Origin of the sequence: Streptomyces sp. A 4/2, assembly GCF_940670765.1 — a bacterium.
In the GTDB taxonomy this organism is placed as follows: Bacteria; Actinomycetota; Actinomycetes; order Streptomycetales; family Streptomycetaceae; genus Streptomyces.
In genome coordinates this window covers 169,710-182,987 of the sequence record NZ_CALNVW010000034.1, presented here as the reverse complement: position 1 = coordinate 182,987, position 13,278 = coordinate 169,710, and the positions used below count along the sequence as shown (strand labels likewise).

Below are 13,278 nucleotides of genomic sequence, written 5' to 3'. Positions count from 1 at the left end.
GTTCCTGGAACCCTTCCTGCGGCTCGGACCCAGTCGGCTCAGAACCCGCCTTCCCGTTCGCGGAGCGCGGCAGCCGCCGCACGGTGGGCCGTTGCCGCGTCCGCGTCCCCGGTGTCCGCGGCCAGCGAGGCGAACGCCTCCAGAATCCGCACCTCGTCCCGAACCGAACCGCGTTCCCGCGCTCCACTCAGCGCGGCGGCGTACAGGCCGGCGGCCTCGTCCCGTCGACCGACGCGGTGCAGCACCCGCCCCAGTTCGAAGCCGGTCCGGGCCGCCATCCGCTCACGCTGCTGTTCCCGCGCCATCGCGTGGGCCTGTTCCAACAGCGCCACGGACCGGTCCAGTTCGCCCATCCCCGCTGCGGCCTGGCCCAGCAGATGGGACTGGAGCAGCACGCCGTACGCATTGCCGATCCCGGTGTGGATGCGCAGCGATGCCTCGAAGTCCGGTGCGGCGCCCGCCCAGTCGCCTTGTACGGAGCGGACCTTGCCCCGGAACTCCAGGGCGGAGGCCAGCAGTTTCGGACGGTCCAGCAACTGGGCCGCGGCTACGGCCGGTTCCACCTCGGCATACGCCTCCTCGTACCGCTCCTGCTCCCACAGGGGGCGGGCCAGCTGGCAGCGCATCCGTACCAGAGCAGCGCTGTGCCCGGCCCGCTGGGCGGCGTCGCGCCCGGTGCGGAATGCCTCGGTCACATCGCCGTAGTGCGCATGGTCGAGGAAGTGGGTCCACAGGGGTTCGCAGAGCGCCCAGGCCGCGTCGTCCATCCCGTGCGCGTACGCGGTGCGGACACAGGCGTACAGAGCGAGCCGCTCTCCCTCCATCCAGTGCAGGGCACGCACCTTGCTCTCCCCGAAGTCCACGTCCGGCGCATCCGCGTCACCGGGCTCCGGCTCCGGCTCCGCGAGCGTCATCCGTGGCCCGGCCGCCAGCGCGTCGGCGCGCTGGGCCTGGCGCAGATACCAGTGGATCACCCGCTGCCGCGCCGCCGCGGCCTCGGCATCCCCGCCGTCCCGGCGTGCGCAGCGCACCGCGTGGGCCCGGAGCAAATCGTGCATCCTGAGCCGGCCGCCCCTTCCGGGGAGCAGCAGGCTGGCCCGCTCCAGCTCCTCCAACGCGTCCTCGGCCGCGTCCGGCCCCGCTCCGAGCAGTGCGGTGACGGCCTCGGGCGCGATGTACGGACCGGGGTGCACCGCGAGCAGCCGGTAGAGGCGGGCAGCCTCACCGCTCAGGTCTCCGTACGCCGCGTTCCATACCGCTTCAACCATCGGGACCCCCCTCTCCGTCAGTTCGTCGGTCAACTGGGCGACGAGCCGCAGGAGTCCGCGCCTGCGGTGTCTGCGCAGCCAGTCACCCGCGACCTCCAGCGCGACCGGAAGTCCGCCACAGACCTGGGCCAGCCTCTCGGCCGCCGCGGTCTCGGTGGTCAGCCGGGGGTCGTCGACGATGCTCCGCAGCAACTGCGCGGCGTGCTCGTTCCCCAGCGGTCCCAGTGGCACCTCCAGGTCGGCGCCGCCCTTGAGGTCGTCCAGCCGCCCCTGGCTGAGGGCGATCACCACGCTGTCCGCCGACACCGGCATCAGCTGTTTCACCTCGAAGCCGATCCGTGCACCGTCGACCACTACGACCATCCGCTTGCCCCGTGTACGCGCCCAGTACTGGCGCTGCCGTCCCGCATACGTCGGCTCCACGCAGTCCGGACGCACCCCCAGTGAGCGCAGCAGCTCTCCCAGGACTTCCGCCATCTCGACACCTCCGCCCCGGCGGTGGTCGTCGAGATCGACGAACCGCACGGCGTCCGGGAAGTCGCCGCCCAGCCGCCGCGCGAGGTGCACTCCGAGTGCGGTCTTCCCGACTCCTCGCACTCCGTGCACCGCGACGACGAGGGGCCGCTCGGCCTCCACGCGTCCCGGTCGTCCGATCACCCCGAGCACGGCGTCCCGTTCGCTCTCCCGGTTCACGAAGTGCGCGGCGCCCGGCGGCAGCTGGAACTCGGCGATATCCGGATCCGCATCCGCGCCCGCATGGAAGTGAACCTCCCCCACGCTTCCGGCCTGAACCACTGTCCCGACCCTGGCTTGCCCGCTCACGCTGTTCCGCGTCTCATCGACCACGTGCCAACTCTATTCAGCATCACTGGCATTGAGTGGATATCAGGGCGGGAAGCATCTCTCCATGACGGTTCGCCCGCTGCTCCTCCTCGACGTGGATGGCCCCCTCAATCCGTACGCCGCCCGCCTGCCCCGCCTGCGCGGCTACACCACACACCGATGCCACCCCGCCAACTGGCTCTCCCGCCAGACCCCCGGCTCCCGCGCCCACCGCCGGGGCCTGCGCGTCCGTCTCCTCCCCGGGCACGGTGCCCGTCTCACCGCGCTCCCCTTCGACCTGGCATGGGCGACCACCTGGATGCACCAGGCGAACGAGATGATCGCCCCAGTCATCGGCCTGCCCCACGACCTCCCGGTAATCGAATGGCCGGAACTCTTCGCCAAGGACCCCGACGGCCTCTACTGGAAGACCCGCCCTCTCCTGAACTGGGCCGCGGGCCGCCCGTTCGCCTGGGTGGACGACATGATCACGGACCTGGACAGGGCCCACGTCACGGCCCACCACGACGCTCCTTCGCTGCTGCTGCGCATCGACCCCCGCCGCGGTCTGCGGGAGACGGACTTCGCCACACTGATCAGTTGGTCGAAGTCCTTGTGACGCCGTGAGGGCTTCCCCGGATAGGCCTCCGCGGCTCCCGCCTCGTAGAGAGGCTTCCCGATGCCCCGGTCCTTGTGCCTCCGCTGCCCCGGAGACCACAGGGCTGGTCACCTGTACGGAACCGGGCGAGGACGAGGGCTTGCGACCGGTCTAAGCGGTGGGCATAGCTCGGCAGATGGCTTCATGCAGGCACAAACGCTGAGGCCCGCGTCGCAGCCGGGGCTGGGTTCTGGGTCTGGGTCTGGGTCTGGGTCTGGGTCTGGGTCTGGGGCCTGGGCCTGGGCCTGGGTCTGGGGCACGCTCCCTCGTCGATCCGTCATCTCAGCCCTCCAAGCCGCCCATACGGCCGGGCAGCACGATCCAGTCCTTCATTGCGCACTGGACCAATGCCTTGATGTGTGCCTTGCCCCCAACCTCACGTCTCGTCCGAGACATATGAAGCCGCCCGTTCCGAGATGACCGCAGCTCCGCCGTCCTTGAACACGTCCTCGCAGAACGACGCCACCTCTGCCGTACCCGGACGGTTTCGAGCCGGCGCGGAGGCAGGCCGGACTGCGGGCGAGCGACGCGGAGGGCTGGTTGTACTTCGCGCGGCCGGGCGAGACACGGTGCGCGTCCCTGCGGTGCGCTTGGCCGGGCGTCGGGAGCCTCCTGATACTCGACAAGTGGCTGGACGGGTTCAGGGCGCCCGCTCGGCGTCGGCTCAGCGCGCCGCGGTTCCCGTCAGGACATCGAGTTCCAGGCCGAGTTCGCGGGCCAGGGCGTCGTCGGTCCACTCCAGCATCGCGGCGCGGGAGAGCGGCGCACCGTAGGAGGTCATCTGGACGGCGAGGCCGTCCAGGAGGGCGGTGAGGCGCCAGGCCGTGGCGGCGGCGTCGGGGCAGTCGAACTCACCGGCGGCGGCGCCCTCCGCGATGACGTCCGCGAGCGCCGCCTTCCACTGCTGGTCGAGCCCGCCGGCGGTCTCGCGCAGTACGGGGTCGCGCAGCGCACCGGCCCAGGCCTCGATCCACAGGCGCCAGCCCTTGGCCTGGCCGGTCGGGGCGTACCAGCGGACCGCCGCACGCAGCCTGCGGACGGCGGAGGTGCGGCGGCCGAGCAGGAGGCGGAGGTGGGCGAGGTCGCCCTCGGCGGCGTGCGCGAAGGCCGCGGCGACGAGCTTCTCCTTGGTGGCGAAGTGGTAGAGCACCAGGGCGTTGCTGACGCCCAGGGCGGAGGCGACATCGGCGACGCGCACGGCCGCGGCGCCGCGCGCCTCGATCTGCTCGATGGCGGCGCGCAGCAGCTCCTCGCGCCGCTCGGCAACGTTCAGTCTGACTCTTGCCACCTCGTCACCCTACTGTCCCCACAGGGTGTCCGAACCCTGTGGGGGACAAGGTCGCACGGACCCTTGACAGCGCGCAACGGCGGGGCCACAGTCGACCACTATTGACTGTTCATTCAGTCAATAGCACTGCGCCACGCCTCCCTTGCCCGCGCCGCAGCAGGAGTCCCTCAGTGACCCGTACACCGATCTCGCCGTCGCACGGCACCGCACCGAGTTCCCCCCAGGGCGCCCCCGGGGACTGCCCCGGTCCGGAGTGCTCCCCCGATTTTCCAGGGGCTGGGGTGAGCAACGTCCCCGGCTGCGCAAGTCCCTGAACCGGATCGAGGGCGCCGGGGGCCGCGGCCTGCACGGCGGGCCGGGTCGTCAGCGGAACCATCCGAAGCGCTCCGCGATGACCGGCAGCCGCTCGGCCACCAGGGCGTGCGCGGCGGCGCGGGGCGTGCAGTCGTCGGCCTCGGCGCGGGACAGCATCTGGTCGATCAGGGCACGCATCGAACGGCGGGTGTGGGCGAACGCCTCGTCGGCGTCGGCGCCGATGTCGCCGAACAGCGTCCACCACCACCACGCGTTGGTACCGGAGTTGACGACGACGTCCGGCAGTACGGTGATGCCGCGGCCGGTCAGCAGCGCCTCCGCCTCCGGCAGCACCGGCATGTTGGCGGCCTCGACGATCCAGCGGGCGGTGATGCCCGCCTGGTTGGCGGTGTCCACGGCGTACGAGACGGCGGCGGGCACCAGCACCTCGGCGTCGGCCGTCAGCCAGGCACCGGCCGGCAGTTCGCTGTCGTCGGCGCGGAGCACGGCGCGGTCCACGCAGCCGTGGCCGTCACGGGCGGCGAGCAGCGTCTCGATGTCCAGACCGGCGGGGTTGGCGAGGGTGCCCTTGATGTCGGCGACGGCGACGACGCGCAGTCCGGCGCGGACCAGGAAACGCGCGGTGGCGCCGCCCATGGTGCCGAAGCCCTGTACCGCCACCCGGGTTCCCTGATAGGGGGTACCGGCCCGGTCCAGCGCGGCGAGTACCGATTCGGCGACGCCGCAGCCACCGACGAGCTCGCCGAGTCCGATGCCGTCCACCTCGATGGCGAACGCGTCGGCGAGGCGCTGCCGGGCGGCCTCCTCGTCGTCCAGGAGCGGGTAGACGGCCTGGATGGAGGAGACGAGGCCCGCCTCGGAGGCGGCCCGGTCGACGAGGTCCTGAGTGAGGCCGAGGTCCTCGCCGGTCGTCCAGAAGCGTTCGACGTAGGGGCGTACGGCGCGCAGGTAGCGGACGAGAACGCCGTGGGCGGCGGGGTCGCGCGGGTCGCAGTCGATACCGCCCTTGGCGCCGCCCAACGGGATGTAGCGGCCCTGCGGGTTGTAGTGCAGCGCCTCCTTCATCGTCATGCCGCGGGCCAGACCGGTCACTTCCTCCAGGGTGCAGCCGGCGCGCATCCGCAGGCCGCCGCTGGAAACCCCGCGCACCAGCCGGTCGACGACGAGGTGTCCCTGGTGCCCGGTCTCGTGGTCGGTCCAGGTGAGAGAGATCAAGGGGGCGGCGGGAGCGGGCGACGGGCTCGTCACGGGCGTGGCGGGGGTCTGCGGCGCGGGGGAGGACGGCGTGTGGGAAGACGTGGTCATCAGGAGGACTCCTCCGGAACGGTGATGAGGGTGGGCCCCGGGGTGGTCAGGGCCAGGCGCAGGGCTTCGGCGAGCGCCTCGGGGGAGTCGGCGTGCACTCCGTGGCCGCCGTAGGCGCGGGCCAGTGCGGGCAGGTCGACCGGGGGCAGGTCGACGCCGGTCGGGTGGTCGCAGCGGGCCGCCATTTCGCAGCCGGTGCGCGTCCCGGCTCCGCGTCCCGGCGTCCCGCTCGTCCCGCAGCGCGGCGACGGCCCGGCGGACGGCGACGGCCCGGCGGACGGCGACGGCCCGGCGGACGGTACCGGTCTCCGGCCGTGGGGTACCGGCATCCGGCCGTGGGGTACCGGCATCCGGCCGTACGGTGCCGGTCTCCCGGCTGGTGCGGGTCGTTGCCCCGCCGCCGCGGCAGGCGGCGAGCAGTGCGCGCACGGTGTGGCAGGCATCGCCCACCAGCGGGAGGTCCGCGGGCAGTCCCGCGTACATCTGCGCCGGGTCGACATCCACCCGGACGAGGGTGCCGCCGAGTGCGGGCGGATCCGTCCACAGGTCGGACTCGGCCAGCTCCGTGCCGACGCCGGTGGTGCGGGTGGCCGTAGTGGTGAGGGAGGCGGCGTCCGAACCGGTGCCGGGCTCGGTGACGGCCAGCATGAATCCGGTGATGCCGACCTCGGCGGCCCTGCGCCACAAGTCCCAGGGGGTCTCGACGTCGGCCTCGTCGACGGCGCGCGCCACCGGCCGGATCTCCTCCAGCGCGAAGGTACGGGTGAGGTCGACGATGTCCCGCTGTTCGGGGGTCAGCGGGATCAGCTCGGTGGGCAGCTCCGACATGGCGTCTCCAGACACGACGATGACGTCCTCGGACCGACCGGCACACGGGGAGGAGCTGTCACGGGGCCATGCACCGACCGGCCTTACTGAATCGCTAGTCAGTATTTGGAGTCCGGGCCGCCGGTGTCAATGAGTGCGGATACTGAACCTTCATTCAGTGACCTTTCCACCATGCGCAACGGGGGGTTGACCACCCCCCGATCACCTCGTACGGTGCTCCCACCTCGCAGGTGTATCGATTAACCACCTCCCGGGCACCCACTCCCCTGCTCCCCTGTAGGAGGCCGCACGCCGTGCGTTCCATGCTGAATCGTCGCGGATTCATCACCGCGGGAGCGGCCGTCGCGGCCGGTGTCGCCGCCCCCGGGCTGTCCGGGTGCGGGCTGGTCGGAGGGGACGAGTCCGACCCCGACACCCTGGTCGTCCACAGTTCGCTGGGCGGCACCGCGCCCGGCTCCGCGACCTTCCGGGCCGTTCTCGACATGTTCCGCAAGGAGAACCCCGGACTCAGGGTCAAGAGCCTGATCAACGGGGACGAGCTGGGTCAGGTCTACGAGACGTCCCGGCTGGCGCACAAAGAGGCCGACGTCGTCATGGTCAACCTCTACGACAAGACCGTCTCCTGGACGGCGCTCGGCGCCACGGTGACCGTCAACGGGTACCTGGACGACTGGGGCCTCCGCGAGCGCATCCTGCCCGCAGCGCTCGACGAGTGGACCGACGACAAGGGACGACTCCGCGCCCTTCCCTACATCGCCAGCAACTGGCCCGTGGCATTCAACCGCGGCCTGATGCACAGAGCCGGGGTCGAGGACATACCGCTCACCGGGGACGCCCTGATCGCCGCCGCCAGGAAGCTGCGGGCGAAGGGCACCGCGCCCGTCACCATCGGCGGCAACGACTGGACCGGACAGAAGCTGCTCGCCCAGATCATCCAGTCCTTCGTCACCGCCCCGCAGGCCAAGAAGCTCTACGCCACCGGGGACTTCAGCGGGATCAGCGGGGCGCGCGAAGGCATCGAGTACTTCGTCGAACTGCGGGACGCCGGTGTCTTCACCGACAAGGCCCAGGGGCTCACCACCGACTCGATGACCACCCAGTTCAACACCGAGGCCGCCGCCATGCAGTCGGCGATGTCCTCGGCCCTCGCCCGGGTTCCTGACAACGTTGCCAGGCATACGGATGTCGGTGGCTGGCCGCTGCCGCCCGGAGCCGTGCACGACAGGCCGACCATCCTGCGGACCTTCACCGTCTCCGGGTTCTGGGTGAGCCCCAACGGCACCAAGAAGATCGAGACCGTCGAGAAGTTCGTCCGCTTCATGTACCGGCCCGACATCGTCTCCCGCTTCATCACCGAGGGCGGCCGGGACATGGCGGTGAAGAGCGACACCCTGAGCGACGGGTTCCCGCTGGTCGCCAAGGCCCAGCAACTCGGCGCCGACGTCAGCCAGGTCGTGCTTCCCGATCTGTACGTACCGCCGTCGGCCGTCCAGCCGATGATCCAGGCCACCAGTACGGCCTTCACGCCCGGCGTCAGCGCCCGGCGGATTCTCTCCGCGCTCCAGGGCGCGTACCGCAACGCCTGAGGAGGCAACCCCATGACGATGACGTCATCCGTCAGGCCCGCCTCCCGGCAGGCCGGTCCCCCCTCCGCCGCGCAGCGCAGGCAGCGCGGGCCCCGGACCACGATTCTCGCCCTGCCCGCCCTTGCCTGGTACCTGGTCTTCATGGTCGGGCCCATGGTCGCGATCTTCGTGATCGCCGCCCTGCACTGGCCCGGCATGCTGCAGCCGACCTCCTTCGCCGGATTCGACAACTTCGGCGCGCTGTACGACGATCCGGTCTTCTGGCAGGCCGTGCGCAACACCGGCGTCCAGATGGTCATCGCGATCCCGGTGATGATCGTCTGCGCCTACATGGTCGGGTACTACGTCGCCCAGAAGCCGCCGGGACACCGGGTCATCCGCTATCTGCTGTTCGTGCCGGGGCTCATCTCCACCCCGGCCAAGGCCATGGTCTTCTACGCGGCGCTCTCCCCCGACGGCCTGGTCAACGGCGCCCTGAAGTCGGTCGGTCTCGGCTCGCTGACCGACGCCTGGCTCGCCAACCCCGACACCGCGCTCTACTGCCTGATCGCGCTCGACGTCTGGGCCGGTATCGGCTTCACCGCCGTCCTCTTCGCCGCCCGGCTCGACAGCGTCCCCGAAGAGATCGGCGAGGCCGCGCAGCTGGACGGCGCCGGGCACTGGCGCGCCATGTGGCGGATCCACTTCCCCGTCATCAAGGAGTACGTCGGTGTGGTGACGATGCTCCAGTTCCTCTGGACGCTCTTCGGCTCCGCCCAGCAGGTACTGCTGCTGACCCAGGGCGGCCCCGCCAACTCCTCGACCACGCTGTCGTTCCTCGTCTACGAGAAGGCGTTCATGGAGAGCGACCTCGGCTACAGCCAGGCCGTCGGCGTGGTCCTCTTCCTCGCGGGGCTCGTCGGGCTGCTCGCCATCCGCCGCGCTTTCCGCCAGAGCTACTGATCGGAGCCCGACCCACCATGGCCACCACACAGTTCAGAAAGCCCCGGTTCAGGAAGTCCTGGCTCCCCGCGCACATTCTGGTGTGGGCGTACGCCGTGCTGCTCGCCATTCCGCTGTACTACTTCCTCGCCTCCGCCTTCAAGTCCAACGAGGCCATCTTCGCGAGCCCGCTCGCCCCGCCGACCTCGTTCGGATTCGGCAATTTCCGTACCGCGTTCGAGAGCGCGGACCTGGGGATGGCGATCCTCAACTCCGCGATCGTGACGGTGTTCTCGCTCGCGCTGACCCTGGGCCTCGCGATACCCGCCGCGTTCGCACTCGCCCGCGCACAGGGCAGGGTCGGGTCCGTCATCGAGAAGATCTTCTCGCTCGGCTTCCTCGTCCCCACCTTCGCCGCCCTCTTCCCGACCTTCCTGCTCTCGGCGGCCACCGGCCTCTTCCACACCCGGCTGTTCATGGTGCTGTTCCTGCCCGCCACGGCGATGCCGCTGTCGGTGGTGATCCTCATCCAGTTCATGCGGACCATTCCGCGCGAGATGGAAGAGGCCGCCCGGATCGACGGCGCTTCGACCTTCGGCGTGCTGCGGCACATCTACACCCCGATGTGCATGTCGGGCATCGCCACCGTGCTGCTGCTGAACTTCCTCACCTTCTGGAACGAGTACCTGTACTCGCTGATCATCATCGGCCCGGACCCCGACCTGCGGACCATTCAGGTGGCCCTGCCCACGCTCAAGTCGCAGATCGGCACGGACTACGGCATCCTCACGGCCGGTACGATCCTCACGCTCGTCCCCGTCTGGATCATGTACACGCTGCTGCAGAAGCGCATGCAGCAGGCCCTCGTGAGTGGTGCGGTGAAGATGTGAGTCCGAGTACGCCCTCCGGCCCCCGGCCGACGATCAAGGATGTCGCAGCCGGGGCCGGAGTCTCCACGGCCGCGGTGTCCAAGGTCTTCAACAACACCGGCCGGATCTCCGAGCCCACCCGCCGCCGCATCCTCGACGCGGCGGAGCGACTGGGCTGGTCGCCGAGTGCGTCGGCGAGCGCGCTGCGCCGCTCGCGTACGCGCACGGTCGCCATGGTGGTGCGCCGCCCCACCGATGTCCTCGGCGCCGATCCGTTCTTCTCCGAGCTCATCACCGGTCTGGAGAGTGAGCTGTCGCCGCGCGGCTACGGGCTGCTGCTGCACCTCGCCGGCGACGTGCGCGAGGAGACCGCGCTGTACGAACGGCTGGCCGCCGAGGGCCGCGTCGACGGCGCCGTACTCACCGAGCACCGCGCCGACGATCCACGGCTGCCGCTCCTGAAGGGCCTGGGACTGCCGGCGGTCCTGCTGAGCACGGCGCACGGCAACGGGATCACCGAGGCCGTCGGGCACCTGCTGGCCCTCGGGCACCGGCGCATCGGCTACGTCTGCGGGCCGGACGACCTCCTGCACACCCGTTTCCGGCTGCGGGTCCTCAGGGAAGCCCTGGCCGCACACGGTCTCGTACCGGCCGCGGTGGTCCACACGGACTTCACCGAGGCGGAAGCGACAGCCGCCACCGAGCGGCTGCTCGCACTCGACGACCGGCCCACGGCCCTCGTGTACGCCAACGACTCGATGGCCGTCTGCGGACTCGGCACCGCCCAGCGGGCAGGCCTGTCCGTACCCGGCGAACTCTCCGTGGTCGGCTACGACAACCTGCCGCTGGGCCGCTGGATCCACCCCCGCCTGACCACCGTCGACCAGTACGTCCAACAGGCCGGCGCAGCCGCCGCCCGCGAGCTGCTCGCGCAGTGCGGGGAGGACGTCCGCACCGAACCCCTCACCGGACAACCCCGGCTCGTCGTACGTGAGTCGACCGGTCCCGCCTGACCCCCTGGAGCACCACAGATGCAGCGCCACAGCGCCCAGCTCGCCCACGACCCCGCCGTACTGCCCTGGCTCGGGGCCAACTACTGGTCCCGCACCGGCGGCCCCCTGATGTGGCGCGACTACGACCCGGCGGTCGTCCGCGAGGAGCTCGCCGTACTGCGCGAGCACGGGCTCAACATGACCCGGTCGTTCTTCTACTGGCCCGACTTCCACCCCGAACCGCACCGCATCGACGAGAAGTTGTGCGACCGGTTCCGGGACTTCCTGGACGCGCACGGCGAGTACGGGATGGGGACCGTTCCCACGTTCATCGTCGGTCACATGTCCGGGGAGAACTGGGACCCCGTCTGGCGCGCGGGCCGCGATCTGTACGAGGACGTGTGGATGGTCGGCCGCCAGGCGTGGTTCGCGAGCGAGATGACCCGGCGCTTCAAGGACCACACGGCCGTCACCGGCTGGCTGATCACCAATGAGATGCCGGGGTACGGGCGGATCTACCAGGTCGACCCGCCGTCGGTGGACGTGGTGACGGCGTGGGCGCAGTCGATGTGCAACGCGGTACGGGCGGCGGGCGGCACCCAGCCCGTCTCGCTCGGCGACGGCGCCTGGGGGCAGGAGGTGACCGGGCGCGACAACGGTTTCTCGCTGCGCGAGACCGCCGAGTACGTCGATTTCGTCGGGCCCCACGTGTACCGCTCGGACACCGACAAGGTCCGCCAGCACTACCGGGCGGCCTTCGAGTGCGAGCTGGCCGCGGTGACCGGACAGCCGGTGGTCCTGGAGGAGTTCGGGCTCTCCACGGACACCGTGTCGGCGCGCAACGCGGGCGTGTACTACCGGCAGACACTGCACAATTCGCTGCTCGGCGGTGCGACGGGCTGGATCGCCTGGAACAACACCGACTACGACGACCTGTGGGAACGGTCCCCGTACGACCACCACCCCTTCGAGATGCACTTCGGCATCACGGACAGCGCGGGACGCCCCAAGGAGCCGCTGCGCGAAGTGGCCGCCTTCGGCAAGGTGCTGGAGCAGGTCGACTTCCCGCGCTGCCGGCGGGCCGACACCGGAGCGGCGCTGGTCGTCCCCGCCTTCCTGGAACGCGGATACCCCTACAGCAGGCCCGCCGACCGGCCGTTGATCTTCTCCTCGCTCCACCAGGGCTATGTGGCCGCCCGCGGCGCCGACCTCCCGGTGGGCTTCGTCCGGGAGGCGGACGGGATCGCCGACGACGTCCAGCTGTACCTGCTCCCGTCGACCCGGCAGCTGACGACGCGGACCCGGCGGGATCTGGAGCGGCGGGCGCGGGCGGGGGCGACGGTGTACCTGTCGTTCTGCTCGGGCGAGCACCCGGCGACGCGCGGCCCGTGGTTCCACGACCTGGACGGCCTCTTCGGGGTGGAGCACCAGTTGTCGTACGGGGTCGCCGAACCGATCGAGGACAACGTCCTGGAGATGACCTTCACCGAGGACTTCGGCCCGCTGAAGTCCGGGGAGACGCTGCGTTTCCCGGTGTCGGGGAACGAGGACAGCCGCGCGTATCTCCCGGTGGTGCCGCAGGGCGCCCGGGTGGTGGCGACCGACGGGCACGGTCGCCCCGCACTGCTGGTCCACGAGATCGGGGAGGGCCGGACGGTACTGGCCACGTACCCGCTGGAGAACATGGCGGCCCGCACCGCCCGGGTCAACCCGGAGCAGACCCACCGCCTGTACGAAGCGCTGGCGGAGGTCGCCGGGGTGGCGCGGGCCGTGACGGTGGACACCCCGTACGTCAGCGCCGATGTCCTGGTCCACGAGGACGGGCGGCGCTTCGTCTGGCTGGTCAGCCAGTCGGAGGACGCGCTGAACGTACGGCCGGGCGGAGGCCGCCTGTTCGACCTCGGTACGGGCGCGGAGTCACCGGAGGTCGCGCTGGAGCCGTACGGGGTGCGGGTGCTCGAACTGCGCGACCAGGACCAGGAACTGCTCTAACCGCGACCGCGGTCCCCGCCCATGCTCTGGCGACCGATGATCCCGGCCTGGATCACGGGAGCTTGGTAAGTGCCCCCGGACATGCTGTTGTTGATGACCCCGACCCGCGTGCCGGACGTCGGCGGTGCCATCTCGTCGAGCAGCGTGCGCAGTTCGGCGGCGGCTTCCGGGTCCGCCTGGAGGGCGCGGCGCATCCGCAGTCGCCACTCGCCCTGCACATCGGCGGCGGTGTCGGTGTCACCGGCCTGCTGTGCGGTGGTCAGTTCGGCGCGGGCCGCGTCCAGTTCGGCTGCCACCGCCGTCGGTTCGGCGCTGCCCCGCCGGGCCAGGAACGCGGCCATCCGGTCACGGGTACGCGTCCAGGCATCGGTCGCCATCTGCTGTACGAGTGCGGTCGCCCCCGCCGTCACCAGCGCCGTCAACTCCGCGTCCAC

At 70.9% G+C, this 13,278-nt stretch carries 11 protein-coding genes and 1 pseudogene; 6 read left to right on the top strand and 6 right to left on the bottom strand.

Annotation, left to right across the window (positions count from 1 at the left end):
* Nucleotides 1-38: 38 nt before the first annotated feature.
* Entirely contained in the window at nt 39-2,045 is a 2,007-nt protein-coding gene (locus NBY69_RS25490; protein WP_250303812.1) for a hypothetical protein, read from the bottom strand.
* Between the two features lie 130 nt (nt 2,046-2,175).
* On the opposite strand from NBY69_RS25490, the gene NBY69_RS25485 reads away from it, so the two are divergent.
* Nucleotides 2,176-2,709 (top strand): hypothetical protein, encoded by a 534-nt coding sequence (locus tag NBY69_RS25485; protein WP_250303811.1) that lies wholly within the window; start codon nt 2,176-2,178, stop codon nt 2,707-2,709.
* Between the two features lie 703 nt (nt 2,710-3,412).
* Here the strand turns inward: NBY69_RS25485 and NBY69_RS25480 are convergent.
* The 4 genes and pseudogenes from NBY69_RS25480 to NBY69_RS25465 form a co-directional block, all read right to left on the bottom strand.
* The gene (locus tag NBY69_RS25480) at nt 3,413-4,036 is read right to left on the bottom strand and encodes a TetR family transcriptional regulator C-terminal domain-containing protein (protein ID WP_250303810.1); all 624 of its coding nucleotides are present in this window, start codon (nt 4,034-4,036) and stop codon (nt 3,413-3,415) included.
* A 363-nt stretch (nt 4,037-4,399) separates the two neighbouring features.
* Entirely contained in the window at nt 4,400-5,599 is a 1,200-nt protein-coding gene (locus NBY69_RS25475; protein ID WP_250303880.1) for a glutamate dehydrogenase, read from the bottom strand.
* A 56-nt stretch (nt 5,600-5,655) separates the two neighbouring features.
* Nucleotides 5,656-5,841, bottom strand: a complete 186-nt coding sequence (locus tag NBY69_RS25470) for a thiamine pyrophosphate-dependent enzyme (protein ID WP_250303879.1) — start codon at nt 5,839-5,841, stop codon at nt 5,656-5,658.
* A 424-nt stretch (nt 5,842-6,265) separates the two neighbouring features.
* Nucleotides 6,266-6,484: pseudogene (locus NBY69_RS25465) on the bottom strand (acyl-CoA dehydrogenase family protein); the annotation flags it as partial.
* Nucleotides 6,485-6,777: 293 nt separating this feature from the next.
* On the opposite strand from NBY69_RS25465, the gene NBY69_RS25460 reads away from it, so the two are divergent.
* Genes NBY69_RS25460 through NBY69_RS25440 form a run of 5 tightly spaced genes read left to right on the top strand, consistent with a single transcriptional unit; the run spans nt 6,778 to nt 12,844 of the window.
* Nucleotides 6,778-8,070 (top strand): ABC transporter substrate-binding protein, encoded by a 1,293-nt coding sequence (locus NBY69_RS25460; protein WP_250303809.1) that lies wholly within the window; start codon nt 6,778-6,780, stop codon nt 8,068-8,070.
* A gap of 12 nt (nt 8,071-8,082) precedes the next feature.
* Nucleotides 8,083-9,012 (top strand): carbohydrate ABC transporter permease, encoded by a 930-nt coding sequence (locus tag NBY69_RS25455; protein WP_250303808.1) that lies wholly within the window; start codon nt 8,083-8,085, stop codon nt 9,010-9,012.
* A 17-nt stretch (nt 9,013-9,029) separates the two neighbouring features.
* Nucleotides 9,030-9,881: a carbohydrate ABC transporter permease gene (locus NBY69_RS25450; protein WP_250303807.1), complete on the top strand. Its 852-nt coding sequence runs from the start codon at nt 9,030-9,032 to the stop codon at nt 9,879-9,881.
* Complete coding sequence (locus NBY69_RS25445; protein ID WP_250303806.1) at nt 9,878-10,873, top strand: LacI family DNA-binding transcriptional regulator; 996 nt, start codon at nt 9,878-9,880, stop codon at nt 10,871-10,873. The genes NBY69_RS25450 and NBY69_RS25445 overlap by 4 nt, the downstream gene beginning before the upstream one ends.
* An 18-nt stretch (nt 10,874-10,891) precedes the next feature.
* Nucleotides 10,892-12,844, top strand: coding sequence for a cellulase family glycosylhydrolase (locus NBY69_RS25440; protein WP_250303805.1), 1,953 nt, complete (start codon nt 10,892-10,894; stop codon nt 12,842-12,844).
* Here the strand turns inward: NBY69_RS25440 and NBY69_RS25435 are convergent.
* Nucleotides 12,841-13,278, bottom strand: a complete 438-nt coding sequence (locus NBY69_RS25435; RefSeq protein WP_250303804.1) for a hypothetical protein — start codon at nt 13,276-13,278, stop codon at nt 12,841-12,843. The two genes, NBY69_RS25440 and NBY69_RS25435, sit on opposite strands and share 4 nt — an antisense overlap.